23 protein-coding genes, 1 tRNA gene and 2 pseudogenes are annotated in these 24,526 nt (G+C 63.5%); 10 read left to right on the top strand and 16 right to left on the bottom strand.

Features of this window, described 5'->3' with window-relative positions; translation table 11 throughout:
* The first annotated feature begins 176 nt into the window (after positions 1 to 176).
* The 3 genes from glnE (at position 177) to hldE (ending at position 5,526) form a co-directional block, all read left to right on the top strand.
* Entirely contained in the window at positions 177 to 2,981 is a 2,805-nt protein-coding gene (gene glnE, locus RM530_RS17530; protein WP_311366557.1) for a bifunctional [glutamate--ammonia ligase]-adenylyl-L-tyrosine phosphorylase/[glutamate--ammonia-ligase] adenylyltransferase, read from the top strand.
* Positions 2,982 to 3,128: 147 nt separating this feature from the next.
* Positions 3,129 to 4,052, top strand: a complete 924-nt coding sequence (locus RM530_RS17525) for a branched-chain amino acid transaminase (RefSeq protein WP_311366556.1) — start codon at positions 3,129 to 3,131, stop codon at positions 4,050 to 4,052.
* A 31-nt stretch (positions 4,053 to 4,083) separates the two neighbouring features.
* Positions 4,084 to 5,526, top strand: a complete 1,443-nt coding sequence (gene hldE, locus RM530_RS17520; protein WP_311366555.1) for a bifunctional D-glycero-beta-D-manno-heptose-7-phosphate kinase/D-glycero-beta-D-manno-heptose 1-phosphate adenylyltransferase HldE — start codon at positions 4,084 to 4,086, stop codon at positions 5,524 to 5,526.
* Positions 5,527 to 5,534: 8 nt separating this feature from the next.
* Here hldE and RM530_RS17515 read toward each other — a convergent pair whose 3' ends face one another.
* Genes RM530_RS17515 through RM530_RS17505 form a run of 3 tightly spaced genes read right to left on the bottom strand, consistent with a single transcriptional unit; the run spans position 5,535 to position 7,554 of the window.
* Positions 5,535 to 5,993, bottom strand: a complete 459-nt coding sequence (locus RM530_RS17515; protein ID WP_311366554.1) for an acyl-CoA thioesterase — start codon at positions 5,991 to 5,993, stop codon at positions 5,535 to 5,537.
* Positions 5,990 to 7,123 (bottom strand): zinc-dependent alcohol dehydrogenase family protein, encoded by a 1,134-nt coding sequence (locus RM530_RS17510; protein ID WP_311366553.1) that lies wholly within the window; start codon positions 7,121 to 7,123, stop codon positions 5,990 to 5,992. The genes RM530_RS17515 and RM530_RS17510 overlap by 4 nt, the downstream gene beginning before the upstream one ends.
* On the bottom strand, positions 7,120 to 7,554 hold the full coding sequence (locus RM530_RS17505; RefSeq protein ID WP_311366552.1) for an acyl-CoA thioesterase: 435 nt from the start codon (positions 7,552 to 7,554) through the stop codon (positions 7,120 to 7,122). The genes RM530_RS17510 and RM530_RS17505 overlap by 4 nt, the downstream gene beginning before the upstream one ends.
* 133 nt (positions 7,555 to 7,687) lie before the next feature.
* Between RM530_RS17505 and RM530_RS18850 the strand changes: the two genes are divergently transcribed.
* From RM530_RS18850 to RM530_RS18845, 6 genes and pseudogenes are all read left to right on the top strand, one after another.
* Complete coding sequence (locus RM530_RS18850; RefSeq protein WP_489752853.1) at positions 7,688 to 7,963, top strand: DUF1328 domain-containing protein; 276 nt, start codon at positions 7,688 to 7,690, stop codon at positions 7,961 to 7,963.
* 215 nt (positions 7,964 to 8,178) lie between these two features.
* Positions 8,179 to 8,715, top strand: coding sequence for a BON domain-containing protein (locus RM530_RS17495; RefSeq protein WP_311366550.1), 537 nt, complete (start codon positions 8,179 to 8,181; stop codon positions 8,713 to 8,715).
* Positions 8,716 to 8,914: 199 nt separating this feature from the next.
* Positions 8,915 to 9,433 (top strand): hypothetical protein, encoded by a 519-nt coding sequence (locus tag RM530_RS17490; RefSeq protein ID WP_311366549.1) that lies wholly within the window; start codon positions 8,915 to 8,917, stop codon positions 9,431 to 9,433.
* Positions 9,411 to 9,548, top strand: a complete 138-nt coding sequence (locus RM530_RS17485; protein ID WP_311366548.1) for a hypothetical protein — start codon at positions 9,411 to 9,413, stop codon at positions 9,546 to 9,548. The genes RM530_RS17490 and RM530_RS17485 overlap by 23 nt, the downstream gene beginning before the upstream one ends.
* Positions 9,549 to 9,618: 70 nt before the next feature.
* Positions 9,619 to 9,695: transfer RNA gene (locus tag RM530_RS17480), tRNA-Arg, on the top strand.
* Between the two features lie 167 nt (positions 9,696 to 9,862).
* Positions 9,863 to 10,260 (top strand): annotated as a pseudogene (locus tag RM530_RS18845) (hypothetical protein); the annotation flags it as partial.
* Between the two features lie 188 nt (positions 10,261 to 10,448).
* Here the strand turns inward: RM530_RS18845 and RM530_RS17475 are convergent.
* Complete coding sequence (locus RM530_RS17475) at positions 10,449 to 12,335, bottom strand: propionyl-CoA synthetase (protein WP_311366547.1); 1,887 nt, start codon at positions 12,333 to 12,335, stop codon at positions 10,449 to 10,451.
* 212 nt (positions 12,336 to 12,547) lie between these two features.
* Between RM530_RS17475 and RM530_RS17470 the strand changes: the two genes are divergently transcribed.
* A complete protein-coding gene (locus RM530_RS17470; RefSeq protein ID WP_311366546.1) occupies positions 12,548 to 13,288 on the top strand; it encodes a polyphosphate kinase 2 family protein in 741 nt (246 codons plus the stop codon).
* Here RM530_RS17470 and RM530_RS17465 read toward each other — a convergent pair.
* From RM530_RS17465 to RM530_RS17410, 12 genes and pseudogenes are all read right to left on the bottom strand, one after another.
* Positions 13,252 to 13,656, bottom strand: coding sequence for a transposase (locus RM530_RS17465; protein ID WP_311366545.1), 405 nt, complete (start codon positions 13,654 to 13,656; stop codon positions 13,252 to 13,254). The genes RM530_RS17470 and RM530_RS17465 overlap by 37 nt on opposite strands.
* Positions 13,657 to 13,924: 268 nt before the next feature.
* Positions 13,925 to 17,197 carry a type I restriction endonuclease subunit R gene (locus tag RM530_RS17460; protein ID WP_311366544.1) on the bottom strand — a complete coding sequence of 1,091 codons (3,273 nt, stop codon included), beginning with the start codon at positions 17,195 to 17,197 and terminating at the stop codon, positions 13,925 to 13,927.
* Positions 17,197 to 17,868, bottom strand: a complete 672-nt coding sequence (locus RM530_RS17455) for a transposase (protein WP_311366543.1) — start codon at positions 17,866 to 17,868, stop codon at positions 17,197 to 17,199. The genes RM530_RS17460 and RM530_RS17455 overlap by 1 nt, the downstream gene beginning before the upstream one ends.
* 38 nt (positions 17,869 to 17,906) lie before the next feature.
* The gene (locus RM530_RS17450; RefSeq protein ID WP_311366542.1) at positions 17,907 to 18,566 is read right to left on the bottom strand and encodes a virulence RhuM family protein; all 660 of its coding nucleotides are present in this window, start codon (positions 18,564 to 18,566) and stop codon (positions 17,907 to 17,909) included.
* A complete protein-coding gene (locus RM530_RS17445; protein ID WP_311366541.1) occupies positions 18,559 to 18,696 on the bottom strand; it encodes a hypothetical protein in 138 nt (45 codons plus the stop codon). Before RM530_RS17445 ends, RM530_RS17450 begins: the two co-directional genes overlap by 8 nt.
* Before the next feature lie 2 nt (positions 18,697 to 18,698).
* Positions 18,699 to 19,707 (bottom strand): annotated as a pseudogene (locus RM530_RS17440) (Fic family protein).
* Positions 19,708 to 19,709: 2 nt separating this feature from the next.
* Positions 19,710 to 19,922, bottom strand: coding sequence for a hypothetical protein (locus RM530_RS17435; RefSeq protein ID WP_311366539.1), 213 nt, complete (start codon positions 19,920 to 19,922; stop codon positions 19,710 to 19,712).
* Positions 19,919 to 20,686, bottom strand: coding sequence for a DUF1829 domain-containing protein (locus tag RM530_RS17430; RefSeq protein WP_349256277.1), 768 nt, complete (start codon positions 20,684 to 20,686; stop codon positions 19,919 to 19,921). Before RM530_RS17430 ends, RM530_RS17435 begins: the two co-directional genes overlap by 4 nt.
* A 2-nt stretch (positions 20,687 to 20,688) precedes the next feature.
* Positions 20,689 to 21,132: a DUF6978 family protein gene (locus RM530_RS17425; RefSeq protein ID WP_311366537.1), complete on the bottom strand. Its 444-nt coding sequence runs from the start codon at positions 21,130 to 21,132 to the stop codon at positions 20,689 to 20,691.
* Positions 21,129 to 22,421 carry a restriction endonuclease subunit S gene (locus tag RM530_RS17420; protein ID WP_311366536.1) on the bottom strand — a complete coding sequence of 431 codons (1,293 nt, stop codon included), beginning with the start codon at positions 22,419 to 22,421 and terminating at the stop codon, positions 21,129 to 21,131. The genes RM530_RS17425 and RM530_RS17420 overlap by 4 nt, the downstream gene beginning before the upstream one ends.
* Before the next feature lie 96 nt (positions 22,422 to 22,517).
* Positions 22,518 to 23,678 carry a Fic family protein gene (locus RM530_RS17415; RefSeq protein ID WP_311366535.1) on the bottom strand — a complete coding sequence of 387 codons (1,161 nt, stop codon included), beginning with the start codon at positions 23,676 to 23,678 and terminating at the stop codon, positions 22,518 to 22,520.
* Between the two features lie 82 nt (positions 23,679 to 23,760).
* On the bottom strand, positions 23,761 to 24,526 hold a 766-nt coding region (locus tag RM530_RS17410; RefSeq protein WP_311366534.1), incomplete at its 5' end, for an N-6 DNA methylase.

The following is a 24,526-nucleotide window of genomic DNA, read 5'->3' as shown; positions in this document are numbered from 1 at the left end:
GGTGGCTTGTTTGAACTCGCGGCGCCGGACTTGATTGATCGCCATGGATTTCTTCGCCCATTTCCACCGCGCGCCGAATGATGCATTCACTGACATGCAGGCTGCTCAGGTGGAACGAAGCCCACGCTGGAGCGTCTCGCTCGGCATTCGAGCCTCAATCAACCAGAATGTCAGCCATGAATATGGATTCCGTGCTTCCCGAAACTGTGGTCCAGCGTGCACGCAGCGCGAGTCGTTTCCTTGACGACTTGCTGAACCGATTCCCGGAGTGGCTGGACGCTTCGGATTTTTCGGTGCCTCGTGGCGCGGGAGACATCGCTGCTCTGATCCAAGCAAGTTGTTCGGCATTGTCTGTGGATTCGGAACTGATGCAGGCCTTGCGGCAGCAGCGGCAGCGCGAAATGGCGCGCATTGCCTTGCGTGAGCTTGCGGGTTTGGCTGATTTCGATGAAACCCTGCGTGATCTTTCCGATCTGGCGGATGCCTGCTGTGCGGTCGCGGTGGACAAGGCCAGCGCTTCCTTGTTCGAGCGCTATGGTGTGCCGCGCGATGCGCAGGGCAGGGCGGTTCGGCCAGTCGTACTGGGCATGGGCAAGCTCGGTGGTCGGGAGCTGAATTTTTCGTCCGACATCGATTTGATCGTGGCCTACACGGCGCGCGGCCAGACCGATGGCCAGCGCCCGATCGAGAACGAGCAGTTCTTCGCTCGCTTGGTGCAGGCGATGACGCGACTGCTGTCCGCGCGCACCGAGCATGGTTTCGTGTTCCGGGTGGATCTGATGTTGCGGCCGTTTGGAGCCAGCGGGCCTCCGGCGGTGTCGTTTGCTGCTGCGGAGCAGTATTACCAAGAGCATGGCCGGGAGTGGGAACGCTATGCGCTGATCAAGGCGCGGCCGGTTGCGGGTGATCTGGCGGCGGGGCACGAACTGCTGAAGCGTCTTCAGCCTTTCGTCTATCGACGCTACCTGGACTTCACAGCCATCGGCAGCCTGCGCGAACTCAAGCGGCGCATTCGCGACGATGTGGCGAATCGGGGACAGGAGGACAGCATCAAGCTCGGCGAAGGCGGCATTCGCGAGCTGGAATTCATCGTGCAATCGTTCCAGCTGGTGCGCGGCGGCCAGGATGCGCGCCTGCAGGGCACGCGTTTTCGCCCGATTTTGAAACGGTTGGCGGAGATCGGCCTGATGGATGGGCCGACGGTGTCGCGGCTGGATCAATGCTATCGCTTTTTGCGCCGCCTCGAAAACGCCGTACAAATGTATGCGGATCAGCAGACCCATGCTCTGCCGACGCAGGATGCGCCGCGCACCGCCTTGCTGGTGGCGATGGGTGTCGATGACTGGGACTCGCTGGTGAAGCAGTACGGTGAGGTCCGTGCGTTCGTGCATGCGGAGTTCGACCGGGTATTCGCAGCGCCCAGCGCCGATGCCGAGGATGCGACCTGGGATCGGGCGATGGATTCGGCGATGTCGTCGGACATGGATTCGGGCGCCTTGACGCGAGAACTGGTTCATCTGGGACTGGATGCGTCAGCAGCGGGCGCGATCGTGCCGCTGCTCCAGGCGCTGGCGTCTTCTCGCCGCGTACGGGTTTTACCGGATGCTGCGACACAGCGCCTGCGTGCGGTCGTGGCGCGGCTGATGCAGCAATGCAGCGAGCATGCGGATCCGGTGCTGGTGGCGCAACGCAGCCTGAAGGTGGTGGAGGCGATCGTCGGCCGTAGCACCTACCTGTCGCTGTTGCTGGAATCGGATACGGCGCGTTCGCAACTGGTCCGGCTTTGTGCGGCCAGCTCCTGGGTGACCGATTTCATGGCGCAATCGCCGGCCACGCTGGACATGCTCCTAGACGCGCGCCAGTTGTACGCACCGCCAACGCTGGAACAGATGCGCGAGGACGTGCGCGCGCGTATCGAGACGGTGGGCGAAGTCGGGGACGGTGGATCGGCGGCAATGGATGCGCTGCGGCGCTATCGCCAAGAGACAATGCTGCGAATCGCGGCAGCGGATGTGATCGGTCTGTTGCCACTGGTGAAGGTGAGCGACCATCTGAGCTGGCTTGCGGAAGCCGTTTTGCAGCAGGCGCTCGAATGCGCGGAGCAAGAGATGCGCCTGCAGTACGGAATGCCGCCGGGCAGCGGGGATGCGGCCCGCATTGCGGCGATCGCCTATGGCAAGTTCGGCGGCTTCGAACTGGGCTACGGCTCCGACCTGGACCTGGTGTTTGTCTATGATGCGGAATCGTTGCAGGCTGATACGCTGGGTGGCGCGCGCAGTCTCAGCACTGCGGCCTGGTTTGTGCGCCTGGTGCAGCGTCTGATTCACTGGCTTTCCACGCTCACGCCAGCCGGGCGCTGTTACGAAGTGGATCTGGAGTTGCGACCCAGCGGACGTTCTGGCCTGGTGGTCAGCACGCTCAAGAGCTATGCCGAATATCAGCGCGACAAGGCCTGGACCTGGGAACACCAGGCGCTGACGCGCGCGCGTTTCGTGGCAGGGGACTCAGATCTGGGCGGGCGTTTCGAATCCTTGCGCAAGGACGTGCTCGCAATCCCGCGTGACGCAGACAAATTGCGGCACGACGTTCTGGATATGCGCGACCGCATGCGTAGCCAGCGTGGCCGCACGCAGGCCGGACGTTGGGACATGAAGCTGGGCACCGGCGGTCTGGTGGATATCGAATTCATCACGCAGTACCTGCTGTTGCGGGAGGCGTCGCAACAGCCGGATTTGACGCGCTGGTCCGATAACTGGCGCCAGCTTGATGCGCTGTGCCAGACCGGAGTGATCGGTGCGGCGGACAAGGATCGTCTCATCGAAATCTACCGGTCCTACCGGCGCGAAACCCACGCTGCCGCCTTGCAGCAGCGGGATACGACGGTGGACGAACCCCTGTGGCATGAATCGCGGCAGGAGGTGGTGCGTCTCTGGAATCGCGTGTTCGGGCTCGAAGGTGAATCCGCCCTGCGAGCCGGCTGAGGGGTGGTGTGCCGTGACCCGCGTGCCCGTTGCGGGCACGCAGCCGACAGCGCTTCTATAATGGCTGGCTTGCCGCGCCCCGCCGATTCTACGCCGTACGGGGCCGACGCCCATTCCACCGCATCACGCAGTTCACAAGAGGCCGAAATGAGTACGTTTGCTGACCGCGACGGGTTTATCTGGTACGACGGAAAACTCGTGCCCTGGCGTGAAGCCACCACCCATGTTCTCACCTACACGCTGCACTATGGTGTGGGTTGCTTCGAGGGCGTGCGTGCGTACGAAACGCCAAGCGGTACGGCGATATTCCGTCTTCAGGACCACACCAAGCGCCTGTTCGGCTCCGCCAAGATTCTCGGTATGGCGATGCCTTACAGCGAGGACGAGATCAGCGAAGCGCAGCTCGAAGTGCTGCGGGCCAACAAATTGAGCGAGGCCTACATCCGCCCGATGGTGTTCTACGGCGCCGAGGGCATGGGTCTGCGTGCAGACGGGCTGAAGACCCACGTGATCATCGCGCCCTGGGCCTGGGGCTCGTATCTGGGCGCCGAGAACCTGCAGCGCGGCATCCGCGTGCGTACGTCTTCGTTCACACGCCATTACGTGAACTCGGCGATGTGCCGGGCCAAGGCCAATGGCAACTACATCAACTCGATGTTCGCGCTCAATGAAGTGCTGCGTGACGGCTACGACGAAGCGCTGATGCTGGACACCACCGGCCATATCGCCGAGGGCAGTGCCGAGAACATCTTCGTGGTCTACGGCAAGGCCCTGCATACGCCGGACCTGAATTCCTGCCTGGACGGCATCACACGACGCACGGTGATGCAGTTGGCGCGCGATTTTGGCTACACGGTGACCGAGCGCCGCATTACCCGCGATGAACTCTACATCTGCGATGAGGCTTTCTTCACCGGTACCGCTGCTGAAATCACGCCGATTCGCGAGGTCGACAACCGGCCGGTTGGCACAGGTACGCGCGGACCGGTGACCGAGCAATTGCAGACGGCCTACCTGAATCTGGTGAAGGGTCGCAGCGACCATTATCCGGACTGGCTCGCCTACATCTGATGTCGGGTTCCAGCGCCGGCGGCCAGGTCTCATGAGCAACAAGCTGCCGGACTTCTCGGGCGCGCGAGTGCTGGTGGTTGGCGATGTGATGCTCGACCGTTACTGGCACGGCCCGACCTCGCGGATTTCGCCCGAGGCGCCGGTGCCGGTGGTGCGTGTGCGCGATCACGAGGCCCGGCCCGGCGGCGCCGCCAACGCGGCGCTCAACGCCGCCGCGCTCGGCGTGAAGACCACCCTGCTGGGTGTTGTCGGTCGGGATGAGGCGGCGAGGCTGCTGTCCGAGCACCTGCTTGCCAGCGGGATTGACGCGCAGTTCGTGGAAACGGCCGACTGCCCGACCATCACCAAACTGCGTGTGATCTCGCGCAACCAGCAGCTGATCCGCCTGGACTTCGAGGAAGCGCTGTCGGCCGTCGGCGCCTTCGACGCCGATGCGCTGCAGGCGCGTTTCGAGGCGGCCTTGCCGCGGGCGGACGTGGTGCTGTTGTCCGACTACGGCAAAGGCAGTCTGATCGGCGCCGCGGCGATGGTTGCGGCCGCGCGGGCTGCCGGCAAGCCGGTGATCATCGACCCCAAGGGCCATGACTGGACGGCCTATCGCGGCGCCAGCCTGCTTACGCCCAACCTCGGTGAATTCGAAGCCGTGGCCGGCGTGACCGCTGGCGACGAGGATCTGTTCGGCAAAGCCCAAACCCTGTGTACGGCCCTTGATCTGGCAGCGCTGTTGGTGACTCGCAGCGAGCACGGCATGAGCCTGATCGAGCCTGACGCTGCGCCGCTGACCTTGCCTACCGAAGCGCGCGAGGTCTTCGACGTGACCGGCGCCGGCGATACCGTGATCGCGGTTCTGGCGGCCTGTGTCGCCGCCGGCGAAAGCTGGTCGCGTGCGGCGTATCTGGCGAATGTGGCGGCAGGCATAGTCGTCGGCAAGCTTGGTACGGCCACCGCCAGCCGCGAGGAACTCGCTGCCGCGCTGGCTGGCAAGAATCAGAATGAAGACGGTGCGGTAGTGGTAGTCACGCCGGCGGAACTGCTGGTGCGAATCGCGGCGGCCCGCAAACAGGGTGAGCGTGTGGTCATGACCAACGGCTGCTTCGATCTGCTGCATGTGGGCCATCTGCGTTACCTGGAAGCGGCGCGAGCCTTGGGCGATCGTCTCGTGGTAGCCGTCAACGACGACGATTCGGTGCGCCGCATCAAGGGGCCGACGCGCCCCCTGAATGCCTGCGACGACCGCATGCGCATGCTCGCCGGACTCAAGTGCGTGGACTGGGTCCTGCCGTTTTCGGAGAATACGCCGGCAGACCTGATTGCCGCGGTGCTGCCGGACATCCTGGTCAAGGGCGGCGACTACCGTATTGAACAGATCGCGGGCCACGAAGCCGTGATCGCCCACGGAGGCGAGGTGCGCGTGCTCGACTTTCATGCCGGCTATTCGACCAGTTCGCTGATCGAACGCGCGCGCAAGCCCTGATTGAGACGCTAATTGCCTGCCGGAACGTCCCGCAGGCGGAAGGTTTCCAGTTGCGCGCGCAATTCATCGGTAAAGGGCAGGGCGGCGCCATCGCTGCGCAGCACCATCACGCATTCGCAGACCGCCACGCAGTGATCGTGCTGGAACAGGGCGGAAGCCAGGCGATAGGAACTGCGCCCGATATGGGAAACACCAACGCCACACTGCAAGGGCGCCGGAAAGCGCACTTCGCGCAGATAGTTGATGGTGCTTTGCACGATGGTGATGTGGAACGGGCGCGTCTGGCTTGGATCGTAGGCGCCGATGCCGAACATCTCGATCTGCAGCGCCACGCGTCCGTCCTCGAAATGCCGCGCCAGGGCCACATTGTTGAGATGGCCGCCGATGTCCATGTCCGCGAAATGGGTATCCATCGCGCGGGTCATTGGATAGGTCGCCGCAGTTCGCAGGTGGACGTCGGGCTTCATCGGTCGAACACCACAACCTGACGCACGCCTTCACCGCGTTCGAGCCGATCGAATGCGGCGTTGATCTCGTCGAGGCGCAGCCGATGCGTCAGCAGCCGATCCACGGGCAGCCGCCCGGCGCGATACAGGGCCACGAAGCGCGGAATGTCGCGAGATGGGACGGACGAGCCCATGTAGGAACCCTTCACCGTGCGCTCCTCGGCGACCAGACTGAGGGCCGGCACCGAGAACCGACGGTCCGGATGTGGCAGGCCGGCGGTTACCGTGGTGCCGCCGCGTCGCGTGGCGGCGTAGGCCTGTTCCAGTACGCGTTCGCTGCCCACGGTTTCCAAGGCGTGATGAACGCCGCCGGCAGTGATGCCCTTGATTTCGGCGACCACGTCGGACTCGGTGGCCAGCACGGTGTGCGTGGCGCCCAGTTCGCGCGCGAGTTCCAGTTTGGACGGCATCACGTCGACCGCGATCACCGGATTGGCGCCGCTGGCAACCGCGCCCAGCAGTGCGGCCAGCCCGACGCCGCCCAAACCGAACACTGCCACGCTTTCGCCGGGCGCGACACGCGCCGTGTTCACGGCGGCGCCAACGCCGGTCATCACCGCGCAGCCGAACAGCGCGGCGATCTCCGGTGGGAGCGTGGGATCGATCTTGACTGCGGAGCGTGCCGAAACCACGGTGGCTTCGGCGAATGCCGAAACGCCCAGATGATGTTGATAGGTGATTGCCGCATCGCCGTGCCAGCGTCGCTGGCCGCTGAGCAGCGTGCCGGCCGTGTTGGCAGCAGCGCCCGGCTCGCACAGTGCCGGCCGTCCGGATGCGCAGGGCGTGCAATGGCCGCAGCTCGGAACGAATGAGAACACCACGCGATCGCCACGCTCGAATCCCGGGGTCTCGGGGCCCACGTCCAGAACTTCGCCGGCCGCTTCGTGGCCCAGCACCATCGGCATCGGCCGTGGCCGCGAACCCTTGATGACCGACAGGTCCGAATGACAGAGCCCGGCGGCCAGCAGCTTGACGCGCAACTCACCGATCCCCGGTTCGTCCAGTTCCAGCGTCTGCAGCTTCAGTGGTAAGGACCGGGCGTAGGGGGCCGGAAGGCCCATTTCACCGAGAACGGCAGCCGTGACTTTCATGATGTTTCCTCGGTGGCGATGGCCTCGAGCGCGGATCGCAATGGTGTGGGCAGCGGCTGCGGACGCCGCGTGTGCCGATCCACGAATACGTGCACGAACCAGCCGGTGGCCGATGGTTTGGTGTCGCCCGCGCGAAACAGCGCCAGTTCGTAGCGCACGCTGCTGTTGCCGATACGCGCGACCCTGAGCCCGGCCTCGACGTCGTCCGGAAACGCGAACGCGTGCAGAAAGCGGCAGTGCGACTCCGCACAGAACCCGATGACTTGGCCTTCGTGAATATCCAAGCCGCCGTGCCGGATCAGATAGGTGTTGATGATGGTGTCGAAGAAGCCGTAGTAGTCGATGTTGTTGACGTGACCGTAGATGTCATTGTCCTTCCACCGCGTGCTGATCGTCTGTCGGTAAGGGTAGTTGCTTTCGGTTCTGCTCATGTCACCCAAGTCTCGCCGAATCCGTCTTCATGATTATCGCCGGCATGAATGGTTTCGTGTCGCGGTCGCACGGTGATCGTTCGGAATATATCTTCGGAAGATTTTACTTTCTAGGGTGATTTCAAGAAATCGAATGTGTTCAGTGATCAGTCATACGCCTACGCTCAATATGCAGCTCATATTGCATCAACACCAGAGGCTCCAACTCCGTAGGGAACGAGCCCAAACTGCTCAGGACAATGACATGCTCAGCTACGCAATCGCTTTTCTTATCATTGCATTAATTGCCGGCGTCCTTGGTTTTACCGGGGTTGCGGGTACTGCGGCCTGGATTGCGAAAGTGTTGTTCGTGGTGTTCCTTATCCTGTTCGTCGTCTCCTTGATTTCCGGCCGTGGAAAGCGATTGTGAAGTGATCGTAAGTTTGGATTGAGTGCGTATTTCAGGGTGAAACATTGAGAACGCATTAATCTCTGGTTAATTCATTCTAGCTTCTGAAGAACTCGAAGGAGAACCGGAATATGAAAGACAGCTTGTTCATACACTCACGCAAGGCACTGCTGGCGATGGGGCTGGCTTCAGCACTCAGTCTGGCGGCTTGCTCGGGCGACGATCGAGCAGGCCAGATGTCCGATGACATGGCGGCCGACGCGCCGAAGGAAAGTGAAAATCTTGGTGCGGCGATCAGCGATACGGGTATTACCGCGAAGGTCAAGGCGCGACTGGCGTCCGACCAGCGCACTCAAGGAAAGGGCGTGAGCGTGCAGACCAACAACGGCGTGGTCACGCTCAGTGGTCAGGTCGCGACCGTCGATGTGTCGGAAGCCGCCGAGGAACTCGCGCGCAATGTTCCGGACGTAAAGGGCATCGATAACCGGATTCAGGCGCCGTCCACCATCGACGAACTCGGCGATCGGGCCGAGAATGCAGCGGACCAGGCCGGAACAGCCATGTCCGACGCCATGATTACCACCAAGGTCAAGGCCAAGCTGGCGGCGGACGATATGGTCAAGGCGATGGACATCAATGTGGACACCGAAAGCGCGGAGGTCTCGCTCAACGGTACGGTTGCCAGCGATACGGTCCGTGATCGTGCCGTAGAGCTTGCGGAATCGGTGGACGGCGTTGCCAGTGTGGACGCTGACGGCTTGATGGTGAAGTAGCGTACCAGCCCGCGTCACCGATAGGGACCGCGAGTCTCTTCCAATATGAAATGAGTCTGTAGGGGTGCTCGTGTTTCCAACATGAGATGAGTCTGAACTGACCTCGATCCGCTCATGATGGCGGGATGAAGCTCATCATGAACCCCAGACAATTGCGTACGCTCCAGCAGATCGCCGATTTATCCACGGCAGCACCTCGGTGACGCCGGAGCCGGCACCCCAAGCGGAGCGCTACCGGCTGATCGAAGATGCCTTGCGCCATTTCGCGACTCCCCCGCGTTTGTCCAAGGCGGACAAGGGGCTGATCGTGGCCAATCTGCGCATCCTCACAGGCTACTCGCGCCAGCAGCTTACGCGCTTGATCGGGCGCTTCGCCGAGGCCGATGTCCGTCTGCTGGCCGAGGTTGACGCATTGCACGACACGCCCCCCCCCGGCCCCGCCGTCAAGAAGCTGTGCGAGCGTGCCTGGCAGCAGTTTGACGACGCCCGCCATGAGCGCTTGGCGGGCATCTCCGTGTCGCACCTGTACAACCTGCGCCACTCCAAGCCCTGCAACGACAACGCGCTGGCCGAGAGCAAGAACGGTGCGGTGGTGCGCAAGCTGCTCGGCTATGTCCACATCCCCCAGCACTTCGCCCCGCGCGTGACCAATTCAATCAGGACTACCTCAACCCGTACGCCAACTTTCACCGGCCTTGCTTCTTCGCCACCACCGTGACCGAGCCAAGGGCAAGCAAGGCAAGCGCTATCGCTACGAGGACATGATGCCCCCTTACGAGAAGCTCAACTCCTTGCCCAAGGCCGCGCAGTACCTCAAGTCTGACGTAAGCTGAGGCATTCCGATGCATCCCACGCCGGACGCCGAGACGAATAATCCGAACATGACCTAAACTTCGCGCCGCAGCGCCCGTAGCTCAGTCGGATAGAGCATCGGCCTTCTAAGCCGACGGTCACTGGTTCGAATCCAGTCGGGCGCGCCACTTCCCTCAGTTCAGGACGTGCTCCGGCGCCTCCGGTTTGCTTGGCCCGCCCCTTGGCACCCATCCGCCTGGGCGGAGACGCCCAAGCCTACTGCTTCATACAAACAGGTGAGGACGGGTGCCTGCCCGAGGGGTCTACTGGGCCGACACTGAGGAATGGCGGAGGTATGCGAGGATGTCCGACCCCCATCGAAGCTCAGGCTGTCGACCGGGTGGTCTCGGGACAGGTCCGGGACGATTTCTGCGAGGCGCTCAAGGGCGCTGGCCGGCAGATACTGCGACCGGAAGCGCCGGACAGCCCGCTCGACCGGGCCGAGGGCTTTCGCTATCTCAGCCGCCTGCTGCGCATCGCGCTGGAAATGCATCTGGAATTCGCAGCCCCCCCGCGTTTCCCGGCTTTTTCGCGACATCCCACGAAACCGGCAAGATCGGTGCGGACAATCCCGACAATGCCTACCTCTATGCGCGCGTCAGCGGCGCTCACGACTACGTGACTCGCGGCCGGCGCGGCAGCGTATGGGTCCAGTCCTGGTACGCTTCACCGCCGGTCACTCAGAAGGCCGGCGCGCAATAAGGAGAGCTTCATCCGAAATGACTGGGTTCGGATGCGAAAGTTGGAATCTTCGAGAGGCCCGGCATTCAGGATGAAACCCCGGAAAGCCGCCAAAAATGCAAGAATCGTTCGTAAGCGAAACGGCCGGGGAAAACCGGCCGTTTCGATAATGACAAGCGCCCGTCTGCGGGCGTGACCACTCAGAAGCGCGAGGCGCTCAGGGCCGCTGTGATCTCGTCGAGAATCGCCGGATCGTCGATCGTCGGCGGCACATTGTAGGTCTGGTTGTCGGCAATCGCCCGCATGGTCGCGCGCAGAACCTTGCCGGAGCGGGTCTTGGGCAGACGCTCGACCACCAGAACCCGTTTGAACGCGGCCACGGCGCCGATCTGATCGCGGACGCGTGCGATCAACTCCCGTTCGATCTCGTCATGCGGTCGATCGACACCCGCCTTGAGCACCACCAATCCGACCGGCAGCTGACCCTTGGTGGCATCGGCCATGCCGATCACCGCGCATTCGGCGACATCGGGATGCGCCGCCAGTATCTCCTCCATGCCGCCGGTGGACAGGCGATGACCGGCGACATTGATGATGTCGTCGATGCGCGACATGATCCAGAGATAGGCATCGCCGTCGAGAAATCCCGCATCGCCCGTCAGGTAGTAACCCGGATAACGCGTGAGGTAGTGCTCGCGATAGCCATGCTCGTTGTTCCACATCGTCAGCAGCGTACCGGGTGGCAAGGGCATCTTGATCACGATATTGCCGATGTCGTCCGCAGCCATGGGCCGGCCTTCCTCGTCCAGCACCTGAATGTCATAGCCCGGCACCGCGACGGTGGCGGAACCCGGTTTGACCGGAAGTTCCTCGATGCCGCGACAGTTCGCCGCAGCCGGCCAACCGGTCTCGGTCTGCCACCAGTGGTCGACCACCGGCACGCCGAGCTTGTCGCCGGCCCAGGCTATCGTATCCGGATCACAGCGCTCGCCGGCCAGGTACAGCGCCCGGAACTTCGAAAGATCGTATTGGCCGATCAGCTCGCCACGCGGATCTTCCTTCTTGATCGCGCGAAACGCGGTCGGTGCCGTGAACAGCGTGACCACGCCGTGCTGCTGGATGACGCGCCAGAACACACCGGCGTCCGGCGTGCCCACCGGCTTGCCCTCGAACAGGATCGTCGTGCAGCCATGCAACAAGGGGCCGTAGACCAAATAGGAATGGCCCACCGCCCAGCCGACGTCCGAGGCGGTGAACATCACCTCGCCCGGCTCGATGTCGTAGACCGCCTTCATCGACCATTTCAGCGCCACCGCGTGACCGCCGTTGTCGCGCACCACGCCCTTGGGCTTTCCTGTGGTGCCGGAGGTGTAGAGGATGTAGAGCGGATCGGTCGCCGCCACCGACACGCAGTCGGCCGGCTCGGCCTTGGCGATCTGTTCGTCCCAGTCCACATCACGACCCAGCTGCAAGGTGGCCACGCACTGCGGTCGTTGCAACACGACGCAGCAATCCACCTTGTGCGCGGCGATCTCCAGTGCCTGATCCAGCAAGGGTTTGTAGGCGATCACGCGCGTCGGCTCGATTCCGCACGACGCCGAAATCACCGCCACCGGTTTGGCATCGTCGATGCGCTTGGCCAGTTCCGGCGCGGCGAAGCCGCCGAATACCACCGAATGTACGGCGCCGATGCGTGCACAGGCCAGCATCGCCACCACCGCCTCGGGCACCATCGGCATGTAGATCACCACGCGGTCGCCCGGCTTCACGCCCTGCGCGAGCAGCACGCCTGCGAAACGGGCCACCCAGTCGCGCAGTTCACGGTAGCTGAACCTGCGCACCGTGCCGGTTATCGGACTGTCGTAGATCAGCGCCGCCTGCTCGGCGCGACCACCCTCGACGTGGCGGTCCAACGCGTTGTAGCAGGTGTTGAGCCGGCCGCCGGAAAACCACTGGTACATCGGTGCCCGACTGGTGTCGAGTACCCGGTCCCAGGGCTTGTCCCAATGCAGGTCCTGCGCGATTTCGCCCCAGAATCCTTCCGGATCCTCGATGGAACGACGATGCACATCGACATACTTGCTCATCAGTGCTACCTCCAGAAATCATGCCGGGCATCCAGTGCCCAGTCTGGGAATCACGCAGCCGAACGCTTCGCCCGCTCGGGCGACTTCAGGCGCCATCTTGCGCGACTTGCGGACATTTTGCGATCAGCCGTTGGTCGTAGCAGCACTCGGGACTTCGTCCGCGCCGACACACTGGGATTCCTCGCGGGCCGACACCCTCTACACTGCGGGCCATGAGCCAGAAACGTGATGAGTCGCAGCTGAAAGAGCTGCAACGGCAGCTTCAGCAACTGCAGCACGCCTACGCCCGGCAGAGCCGCAGAGCCATCGTAGTGCTGGAGGGCTGGGACTCCGCCGGTAAGGGCGGCCTGATCCGCCGCATCGGTTGGGCGCTGGATCCCAGAACACTTCAGGTCTGGCAGATCGGCGCGCCGGAAGGCCGGGAACGGCGCCAGCACTGGATGCAACGCTTCTGGGAGCGGATGCCCTTGCAGGGAGAACTGACGATCTTCGATCGAAGCTGGTACGGCCGCGTGCTGGTCGAGCGCGTCGAGGGCTTCGCCGAACCGGACGCCTGGCAACGCGCCTATGACGAAATCAATCAGTTCGAGCGCAGCCTCGTCGAGGAAAACGTGCGTATCGTCAAACTGTTCCTCGACATCGACCGCGACACCCAGATGCGTCGCTTCATCAAGCGTTATGAAACACCCGGCAAACGCTGGAAGCTGACCGAAGACGACATCCGCAATCGGGCACGCTGGGACGACTACGAAACGGCCTACGCGGACATGCTGGAACGATGTTCCACGACATGGGCACCGTGGACACGCATCGACGCCAGGCACAAGCACAAGGCACGGATCGCGGCGTTCGAGGCGATCATCGAGCATCTCGCCGAGGATGTGGACGTGACACCGCCGGAACTGCCGCCGCTGGTTCAGGCCTTCATGGAAGAGCAGGTGCGTGAGGACTGAGCCTCAGCGCGCGCCCAGCGTCTGCAAGGCCAGTTGTGCAGTTGAAATAGTCCTGATCGAGGTTTTCCTCGGGCGCGCTTGCGGATCATGCCGGCGACGTTGCCGGCCTCGATGCGCACGGTGGTGAGCTTGAACCGAGCGTAGGCGCAGAGGCCATCGGCGTGGCGCTGCAGCATCTGGGCGTAGCGATGCAGGGGCGTGATGGGGGTGGCCCGCGCCAGGGTGCACCACGCGTTCAGGGCCTGTCGCATGGCGTCCTCGTCGGGTTTTCTCCAGAGCGTCTGCAGTTGCTCCTTGAGCGTGTAGACGGTGGCGAGTGTCTGGTTCGCGCGCATCAGTTCTTCGAGGCGCGCGATACCGAGCGTCACGGCGGCACTGCACCCGCTCCACGCCGCCGCCTTCCACCGTCACCGCATTGACCACTTGCCCACGCAAGCCAACAAAATACCCGCCGGGATTGCCGTCCCCATTTGTCTGTGTACTCGAAATGTTCAAGAACACTCGTTTTTACAGGCCTTTATGCCGGACGCCTATCCCTTTCCTACCTCATGCAACGGCACAAGAGCCCCGCGTCTTGGTGTTGACGCACTTGCCATCGGCGGCAGTTATTCGAAAACTTCGAATAACTGAAGACCATCATGCGCGTGAATGCCCCGGCTGCCAGGAGGCGGACAGCGCCTCGGCCTGCTGCAGCACTGTCTGTACCGCTGCATCCTGCAAATCCGGCGGATAGCCGTACTTGCGCAGGATGCGCTTGACCAGCACACGCAGCCGCGCCCGGGCGGATTCGCGGTGCGCCCAATCGACGGCGACGTTTTCGCGCAGGCTGACCAGCAGTTCGTGGGCAATCACGCGCAGCTTGTCGTCACCCATGACCTCTACGGCGGATTGGTTTTCCGCCAGCGCGTCGTAGAAAGCGATTTCCTCGTCCGAGAGGCCCTGCTCTTCGCCCCGGTTACGTGCGGCGCGGATATCCTGGGCAAGCCTGATCAGCTCCTGCAGCACCCCGGCGGTGGTGATGGCGTTGGCGTGGTAGCGCGCGATGGCATCTTCCAGCCGTTCGGTGAAGGCGCGGGTCTCGACCACGTTGGTTCGGGTGCGGGAGCGGATGCTGTCACCCAGCAGCTTGCGCAGCGCTTCCAGCGCCAGGTTCTTCTTCTCCATCTGCTGCACTTCCAGCAGGAATTCATCGGACAGGATGGAGATGTCCGGCGTCTGGATACCGGCAGCCGCCAGGATATCGACGATCTCGGTGGAGACCACGGCGCGGCTGACGATCTGCTGGATGGCCAGCTCGCGATCCTGCCGGGTCGTGCCGGCCCCTCCCGCCGTCTTGACCAATGCGGCGCGGATGGCCTGAAAGAAGCCGACCTCCTCGCGGATGCCGCGCGCCTCGTCCGAACTTGCGGCCAGTGCGAAGGCCTTCGACAGCGCCAGCACGCCATCGGCGAAGCGCCGCTGCGCCTGCTTCTTGGCTTCTGGTGTTTTTTCGGCAGCCGCCCACTGCTGCTGCTTGTCGAGTATCCATTCGATGGCGCCGGCCATCATCGCCAGCCGCTCGCCCGGCGTGCCACCGAGGCCGGTGCGGTAGTCGAAGCCGTGGAACATGTCCCGGACGATCTCGTACTTCTCCAGCAGCACCGCCACGGCCTCGGCCTCGTCGATGCCGGTCTTGTCCTGATCGGGTTTGGAGTACTGCGCGAGCGCCGATTTCAGGTTCTGGGCGATGCCGATGTAATCCACGATCAAGCCGGCCGGTTTGTCACGGAACACGCGGTTGACGCGGGCGATGGCCTGCATCAGGCCGTGGCCGCGCATCGGCTTGTCGATGTACAGGGTGTGCAGGCTGGGTGCATCGAAGCCGGTCAGCCACATGTCGCGCACGATCACCAGCCGCAGTGAGTCCTGCGGATCACGAGCGCGCTTGGCGAGCAGATCGCGGCGTGCCTTGTTGCCGATGTGCTGCTGCCATGCCGCTGGATCAGATACCGCGCCGGTCATCACGATTTTGATGCTGCCGGCGTTGTCGTCGCTGCTGTGCCAGTCCGGGCGCAGCTTGATGATCGCCTCAAAGAGCGCCACGCAGATGCGCCGGCTCATGCACACCACCATCGCCTTGCCATCGAGCGCCGCTATCCGGTCCTCGAAGTGTTGCACCAGATCGGCCGCCACCAGTGCGAGGCGCTTGTCGCTGCCCACCAGCGCCTCCACCGTGCTCCACTTCTGCTTGGTGCGCTCGGCGCTGGGCGCGTCCTCGTCCTCCAGCAGCGCCTCGATCTCGGCGTCGATGCGCGGCTTCTCGTCGTCATCCAGTTCGATGCGCGCCAGCCGCGACTCGTAGTAGATCGGCACCGTGGCGCCGTCTTCCACCGCGCGGCTGATGTCGTAGATGTCGATGTAGTGGCCGAACACGGCCGGGGTGTTGACGTCGGTGGCCTCGATGGGCGTGCCGGTGAAGCCGATGAAGGAGGCATTGGGCAGTGCATCGCGCAGGTATTTGGCAAAGCCGTAGGCGATCTCGCCGGTTTGGCTCGCCACCCTGGCCTTGAAGCCGTACTGGCTGCGGTGCGCCTCGTCGGCGATGACCACGACATTGGCGCGATCGGTCAGCGCCGTAGGGGCAACCCTTGTGGTTGCCCTATCCCGGGTGGTCGCCCCATCCAGGGCAGGCACAAGGCCTGCCCCTACGGGGGCGAATTTCTGGATGGTGGTGAAGATCACGCCGCCGGAGGCGCGGTTCAGCAGGGTGCGCAGATGCTCGCGGTCCTGCGCCTGCACCGGCGTCTGGCGGATCAGGTCACGGCACATCGCAAAGGTGGCGAACAGCTGGTCATCCAGGTCGTTGCGGTCGGTGAGCACCACCAGCGTGGGATTGGCCATGCCTGGGTCGGCCACCAGCAGGCCGGCATAGAAGGCCATCAGCAGGCTCTTGCCGGAACCCTGGGTGTGCCAGATCACCCCGGCCTTGTGGTCGCCCGGCGGTTGGTCCTTGACGCTGGGCAGCCCGTAGACGGCCGGGTCCTCGGCAGCTCGCGGTTGATCGGGCCGTTGGCTGGCCCGCAGGGTGGAAGCCACGGCCTTCTTCACCGCGTGGAACTGATGGTAGCCGGCGATGATCTTGACCAGGCCGTCGCCCCGTTCCCCGAACACCGTGAAATGGCGCAACAGATCGAGGAAGCGCCGCTGCTCGAACACGCCCTCGACGAGCGTGCCCAGCTCCGGTGTGCCCTTGGGTTCGATGCGCGCGCCGTCGGTGGTGCGCCAGGGCATGAAGCGTTCCTGATCCGCCGACAGTGAACCGACCCGCGCCGACAGGCCGTCGGAGGTCACCAGCAGCGCATTGCTGCGAAACAGCGCCGGAATCTGCTGCTTGTAGGTTTGCAGCTGGTTGAAGGCGCCATCGAGCGTCGCGTTCTCGCCACCGGGTGCCTTGAGTTCCACCACCGCCAGCGGCAGACCGTTGACGAATACCACCACATCCGGCCGGCGCTTGGCCTGGCCGGCCACCACGGTGAACTGCTGCACCGCCAGCCAGTCGTTGTTCGCCGGACGGTCGAAGTCGATCAGGCGCACCTTGCCGGCCGTCAGCACGCCATCATCACCGTAAAATTCAACATCCGCGCCTTCGCTCAGCAGCCGGTGGATGCGGCGGTTTTCCTCCAGCAGGTTCGGCAATTCCGATTGCGTCAGGCGGCGAATCGCATCGGCCTGCGCTGCGGGCGGCAGCGCCGGGTTCAGGCGCGCCACGGCGGCGGAGAGGCGGGCCTTCAGTACCACCTCGTCGTAGGCATCCCGCTCCGGATGTTTGCCATCGGGGCCGACGAGGTCGTCCGAGGCGCAGGCGAAGCCCAGCCTGCCGAGTTGTTCGAGCAAGGCGGCCTCAAGCTGGGCTTCGGAGAGAAACGCCATCAAAATTCATCCCATGCCGTAGGGGCAACCCTTGTGGTTGTTCCGTCCACCGTAGGGGCGACCCTCGTGGTCGCCCTATCCGAAGCAGGCACAACACCTGCCCCTACGTTGATCGGATTTTCGCGGTCCAGCGCCCACTGCAACGGATTGTTGGCGATGTATTCCCGAATACCGTGCAGCGATGCTGTGTCGCGGATGATGTGTTCGTAGTAATTGCGTTGCCAGAGTCGGCCACGAAACCCCGGCCACGTCGATTGTTTAACGCCGCGCGTGTATGAAACGGTCGTGATCGACTTGAACGCACCCATCACGTCTCCCAACGTCGGTGGCGGCCGCCCATCACCGTAGGGGCGACCCTCGTGGTTACCCCATCCACCGTAGGGGCGACCCTCGTGGTCGCCCATCTCTTCGCCCGCACAGGTCCGGGCGGGCACAAGGCCCGCCCCTACGAGCACGACGATTGCGTGAATGTGGTTGGGCATGACCGTGAACCCATCCAATTCGACACCGGGAAACCGTCCGACCAGCGCCTGCCATTCCGCCGCTACCATCTCCCCCGCCGCATTCAACCGCATCTCCCCATCCACGATCTCACCAAACAGACACGCCCGATCCTGTGCGCACACGGTCACGAAATACGCGCCGGCCTGGGTGTAATCGTAATCGCGCAAACGCAGACTGCGGCGGCGGGGCCGATCATGTGGGCGAGTCATCCGCCGTTTTCCTTCAGCAACAGGAAATGCTCCACCAGCCGTACCATCAGCTCCGCCTTGAGCTGGGCAATGGCGGCCAGCACCTCATCCAGGTGCAGCGCGCGCATGTCCTGCTGCTTACCGGTCTGTCCGGTCAGGCTCTGTTCGTCATAGCCCTGCAACAGGCTCCAACTGCGGGCGTAGTCGGCGATCACGCCCAGCACCGCCTCGCCCTCGGTGCTGACCAGTTGCTGGTTGGCGAGGGTGCGCGAGAGCAGATCCAGCGCCTGCTCGAACGCGATGCCGCGCTCCTTCAGCCGCTGCTGGTTGAGGCTGTAGCCCGCAACCAGATGCTGGCGCAGCACCCCGGTGGCCCACTGGCGAAAGCGGGTGGCGCGGGTGGAGTTGACCCGGTAGCTGACGGAGATGATGGCGTCGAGGTTGTAGTATTCGACCTGATAGATCTTGCCGTCGGTGGCAGTTGTTGCATTTTTTGCAACAACTGACTCCCGCTCCAACTCGTTGGTATAAAAGATATTTTTCAGGTGGCGCGAGATCACCGACTTGTCGCGACCAAACAACTCGGCCAGTTGCTGAAGGCTCAGCCAGACCGTTTCGCCCTCCAGCCGGACTTCGACCGACCGCTCGCCGGACTCGAAGATCACGATGTTATTCATGGGTTCCCTTCCTGGATGTTACTGCTACCGGTTCCAGCTCCCCGGCCAGCGCGAACAACTCCAGCCCGCCGCGCTCGCGCGCCCAGGTCAGCAGCACGGCTTCCAGTTGGGCTTCAGAGAGGAAGGTCATCATCAACTCCCTTGCTGTTCGGCAACCACGGCACGCCCCTGGTCCGTCAACCGATAACGCTGCAAACGGCTGTTGGACTTGTCGGGGATGCTCATTTCAATCAGTCCGTCGGCCAACGCCGGTTTGAGATAGCGCTCGCGGAAGGATTTGCGATCCTGCAGTGCCAGGGTTTGCTGCAGGGCCTCCCGGCTCATCTCGCCACGCAAGACGGACAGCAGGCGCTCCACTTGGGGGGGTGAGTTGAGGGGCGACTTGGGGTGCTGAAAGCGCGATGGCTTCCAGGATTCTGCCCAGCATGAATGCCACAAACGGGGCGGCATCCGTCTGATCGGTGCTGGTCTGCAGCGCCGCGTAATACGCCGCCTGGTGTTCATGTACCAGGCTCTCGACCGGAATATCGGCAAACAACGGATTCCAGCGCGACAGGATCAGCGTCTGCCACAAACGCCCCATCCGGCCATTGCCATCACTGAAGGGGTGGATGAATTCAGATTCGTAGTGAAACACCGAGCCGGCGATCAGCGGATGGGCATCGCTGGTGGCCAGCCAGCCCAGTAGCTGCTCCATCAGCAGGGGCACACGATTCGCCGGTGGGGCCATCTGAATGACCTGTGCCCCCGCCATCACCCCGACACCACCACGCCGCCACATCCCGGCGTCGTCGATCAATCCCTGCATCAGGGTGCGGTGCGCCGCCAGCAGGTCCTGCGCCTGTTCGGCACGCCACTGGCTCAGGCCCTCGTAGGCCAGCAGGGCGTTGCGTACCTCCTGAATCTCGCGCGGCGGCGCGATCACCCGCTTGCCATCCAGGATGGCGGTAATCTGCGCTTCGCTCAGGGTATTGCCCTCGATGGCCAATGAGCCGTGGATGGTGCGAATGCGATTGATGCGCCGCAGACGCAGACCCTCGCTGGCCTCCAGGCGTGCCGTCAGCCGCCCTACAGCCTCCGCGATGCGCGCCACCTGGGCCACGATGGCCGGGGTGAGGGTGCAGGGTGGGGTGTAGGGCAAGTTCACGCGGGCGCCTGTTCGGGTGCGTCCTGCCGCGTGGTGCTGTGCTCGAAGTCTGCCAGTTGGCGCAGCGTGGGTTGCAATTCCCCGGCTTCCCATTCGCTGAGCTTGGGAAAGCGCCCCGCCTGTGCGAGCGCATCCAGCCCGGCACGCTCGCGCGCCCAGGTCGGCAGCTCGGGGTTGACGGGGATGCGGGGGCACAAGTCGGTGGTCATGCTGCCAGTGCCTCCCGTGCCTGTTCACGCTGGGACCAAAGCACCGGCTCCAGATCGTAATTTCTCAACGCATCGACAACTGAAGGCGAAACGGCAGTTGTACTGTCATTAAGGAATGCATAGAGTCGTGACTCGGGCGCGCGTGTCTCTCTTGTGTCCAGCCACTTGAAGACCAGTGCTTCTGCGGAATCCTTCTTCGGATTACTGATGGCCTGCACGATCCGTTCTGGCTGCTGCCGCGATCGCGGTATCACAAAATCGAACATGTGGTCGTAGCCGCTCTTGCCCGTGAACTTGACCTTGGGCGTATAGCGAATGTCCGAGAGATCCAGCCACTGGGTGACATCCTCGTAGAACAGACTGGCCACGTAGGGCGACGCCAGGTAGAACAGGTCATTCACGGCCAACATCGCCTGAATGAGGTTGTGCTTCTTCAGCGAGAAGTTCTCCGGCGTGGCTTTCATCAGCAATTGCTCGCCGTCCATTTGCACGCCAAAGCCGGCTAGCGTTGTTCTCAGCAGCTCCTGGCGTTTCGGGCTGTCGAGAGGGCAGCCTGAGCTGATCAAATCGTTGATGATGTAGCCGTCATCGGTGAGCAGATATCCGTTGCCTTCTCTACGCACGTAGAATTGCAGACAGTCGTTATGGCGATCGAGGTGCGGTGTGGTGACCTGCACCCAGTCGCTATCCACTTCGCGCAACACGGTCTTGTCCCGCAGCCAACGGGTGTAATCATCGAGCAGTTTCTGGATGTCGTTGATCATGATCATGCAAAAAGCCCCCGCTCGATGATGGGCTTGCCGACGACTCGGCAGTAGTCCATGAATGCGTCCATCAACTCCACGGCGTCCTCGATGCCAGTAAACACCGCCGGCAAAGGCGTAGCCCACTTGTCGCCATACCCTTCCCGATAGAGATGCAGGTGCGGGCAGTCGATCTCCTCGCCATCGGGATTGCGATGAGGCGGCCCGGCGATATCCAGCCGGGCGAGAATCACCGCCTTGCGAGCACGCGTTTGAAAAGTGTTCTTCTCCAGCAGAATCCGGCCGCGGGTGATGTCCAGGCTGAACTCTTCACGCCGGTCTGAAGAGTACAGCGGAATGCGTAGCGCACCGCCCAGGGCTGGAAAGGCAAAGCGATCATCGCCGAGAAAGTGCTTCTCGAGCGCCAGCAGAGCATCAGCCTCTTGCTGAGTAAGTAGGATCGTCATGTTGCCACGGCCTCCACGCGTTCCATAAAAGTTGCGGCATCGGCGATGCACAGCTCGCCGGAGATCAGTTTGGGCAGCAGGGTGTCGCGGATTTGGGCGAGGGTGCGGGATTCAAGTTCGTTCTGAATCACCTGCTCGACAAGGGGCGCCATCACTATGCCCATCCTTTCCAAGACATCATCTGGAGGACAAATCGTCATTGCGGCCTTCAGGTGGCCACGCTGAATATGGCCCATGGTCGTGGCCTTCGATGCGGCGATGGCTTGAAATTCTTCGAGGTGATGATGCACCCAATGGCTGACAAACCACATGGGGTAGCGCTCGGAGGTGACCTTGAACAGATGCTGGTTGAGCGCGCCTTCGCCTTCGGTCCAGAACTTCGCGAGCAGGCTGCCGGACCAGGAGAACAAGAAATCACCATCCTTGATGACGTACTTGGGCGGCACCTCACGGGACGCGCGATCGCTCTTGGCGCTAACGCCGCTGCGAAGCTCGGCGATCTTGATCACCGGGAGGCTGTCGTCAGGGTCGGTCGCGGGGAATTTCTGCAGCGCGAGGCCGTTGAGAAAGTCTGCGACTTCATCGAGCGGCCGCTCGTCCCACCCCTCCGGCTTGCCCTCATCATCGAGGCGGTCGGGGAAGATTTGCCAGAGGTCGGCGGGAAGGTAGGGTTCGCGGCCTTCCATCTTGGCGCGGACGGGGCCGAAGTCGACGAACCAGTCCTGGAACAGGGCACGGGCCATGGCCTCCAGGGTCTGGTTGCGGCACCGGTTGCATTCGATCTTGTCGTCCAGCGTGCCGAGGATGTGGGCGATGGCGTCGCGCTCACCATCAGCAGGCAGTGGGATGCGAAGCTCGCGCAGGTCTTTTAGGTTGATAGTGGTTTGCACCGTCGTGTTGGCGGTAACGCCAAGCTGGTACTGAGCTTGTGGCGAACGAAGCACGAGCGAGATCCAACGCGATAGTTCCGGTTTGTTCGGGCGGATCATGGCAATGGCTCTCGCAATATTCCAGCCACTGAGCTCGTAGGGCACTACGGCTACTTGGCCAACGGAGCCGACAATCGTGAGAAGAACATCACCGGTCTGGATACGCGTGCGCCCGTACTTGGCCTCAATTTCCGGCGCAATTCGCATGACTTCGGAGAGGTTGAGCGAGTGCCCCTGAAAATTGTTTACGCGCAACATCGGCGAGCCACTTGCCGTGTCTTGTCCCGGCTGCACGACGCCGTATGTTGGAGGCGTACTGGTCAGCTCGGATAGCGGAACGGTCGCCCACTCACTCGCCATACCCAAGCTCCTTCAGGTTGGCCTCAATCACCGCATCCAGCCGCGCCGTCTCTTTGCACCGTTCGTGGCACACCCATCGCTCCCTTGCCCTGGTACTCATGGCCGCTCCGCCCCTTCGTTGAGGATCGCCAGGTAGGCGCTGTAGGCGAACACGCGCTCGCGCTTGCGGCCGGTGATCTCGCGCACGATGCCGAGCCGTTGCAGGGCGTCGATGGCGCGGGCGGCGGTGGGGTAGGCAATGCCGATCTGCGCGGCCAGGGCGTCGATGCGGGCCAGCGGTCGGCGGCGCAGGGCGTCGAAGACCCGCAGGGCATTGGCGGCGGCGCGGCCCAGTGCCTGCACGCGGGCGGCATCGTCGTGAAACAGGGCGAGCAGGCGGTGGGCGGTGTCCACGGCGCCGGCGGCGGTCTGCTCGACGCCTTCGAGGACGAAGTCGAGCCAGGCCTCCCAATCGCCGGTGAGGCGCACGGCGTCGAGCAGCCGGTAGTACTCGGCGCGGTGCTGCTTGAGGTAGAGCGAGAGGTAGAGCAGGGGCTGGCGCAGCACGCCTTCGTGATGCAGGACCAGCGCGATGAGCAGCCGGCCAACCCGGCCGTTGCCGTCCAGGAAGGGGTGGATGGTCTCGAACTGCACGTGGGCGAGCGCGGCCTTCAGCAATGCGCCGGGGGCATCCGGTGCGTGCAGGAAGCGCTCCAGCGCGGCCATGCAGGCTTCGATTTCGTGCGGTGGCGGGGGCACGTATTGCGCATTGCCGGGGCGGGTACCGCCGATCCAGTTCTGGCTGCGGCGGAATTCACCCGGCTGCTTGTCGGCACCCCGCCCGCGTGCGAGCAGCCTGCCGTGGACTTCGCGCAGCAGGCGGTTGCTCAGGGGGAAGCCCTCGCGCAGCCGCTGCAGGCCATGTTCGAGCGCGGCGACATAGTTGGAGACCTCCACCACGTCGTCGAAGGGCGCACCGGGCACCTCGTCGATCTCGAACAGCAGCAGGTCGGAGAGTGACGACTGGGTGCCTTCGATCTGGCTGGAGAGCACGGCCTCGCGCCGCACGTAGGCGTAGAGGAACAGATCGGGGTCGGGCAGCAGGGCGGTGATGGCATCGAGCCGGCCGCAGGCCAGCAGGGCCCGCTCCAGCAGGCGCTGGCGATCGGGGGTGATGTGGGCGGGCGGTGCCGGCGGCAGCGGGTGTGGCACGAAGGCGCGCACGGTCTCGTTCGCAACGCTTGTCGTCCGGTATTCCCCGGTCAGGCCCCGCTGCATGGTTCCCCCTGTTGTTTTCGGCGGCGTGAATAGCACCGCTCATTGTTAACGATTATGGCTTTTTCCGTAAATAGACATCCCATCAAAACCCCAGCGCTTTCAGGTTATCGGCAATGGCGGCATCCAGCCGCGCCGCTTCCTGCTGCTGCTCGCGCCACTGTGTGCTGAGGCGCTGTATCCTGTCGGCGAAGGGCTCGCCGTCCTCTTTTGCTGCCTCGGCACCCACATAGCGGCCGGGGGTGAGCACGTGGCCGTGCTTGCGGATCTCGTCCAGGGTGGCTGACTTGCAGAAGCCGGGGATGTCCGTGTAGGGGCGACCCTTGTGGTCGCCCTTGTCCCGGGCAGGCACAAGGCCTGCCCCTACGGTGGTGCTGTGGTCGCCCTTGTCCCGGGCAGGCACAAGGCCCGCCCCTACGGTGGTGCTGTGGTCGCCCTTGTCCCGGGCAGGCACAAGGCCTGCCCCTACGGCGCCCCGCCAGGCATGGTAGGTGTCGGCGATTTTCTGGATGTCCGCGTCGCTGAGTTCGCGCCGGGTGCGGTCCACCAGCGTGCCCAGGTTGCGGGCGTCGATGAACAGGACTTCGCCGCGCCTGTCGCGTAGGGGCAAGCCTTGTGCTTGTCCGGACCCAGGGCGGGCACGAGACCCGCCGCTACGGTCGCGCGCCAGGAACCACAGGCAGGCGGGGATCTGGGTGGAGTAGAACAACTGGCCGGGCAGGGCGACCATGCAGTCCACGGCGTCGGCCTCGACCATGGCGCGGCGGATGTCGCCTTCGCCGCTCTGGTTGGAGCTCATGGAGCCGTTGGCCAGCACCACGCCGGCGGTGCCGAAGGGGGCGAGGTGCCAG

The sequence above is a fragment of the Banduia mediterranea genome, from assembly GCF_031846245.1.
Lineage (GTDB): Bacteria > Pseudomonadota > Gammaproteobacteria > Nevskiales > Nevskiaceae > Banduia > Banduia mediterranea.
The sequence above is the reverse complement of the archived record's forward strand: the minus strand, read 5'-3'. Positions and strand labels throughout refer to the sequence as shown.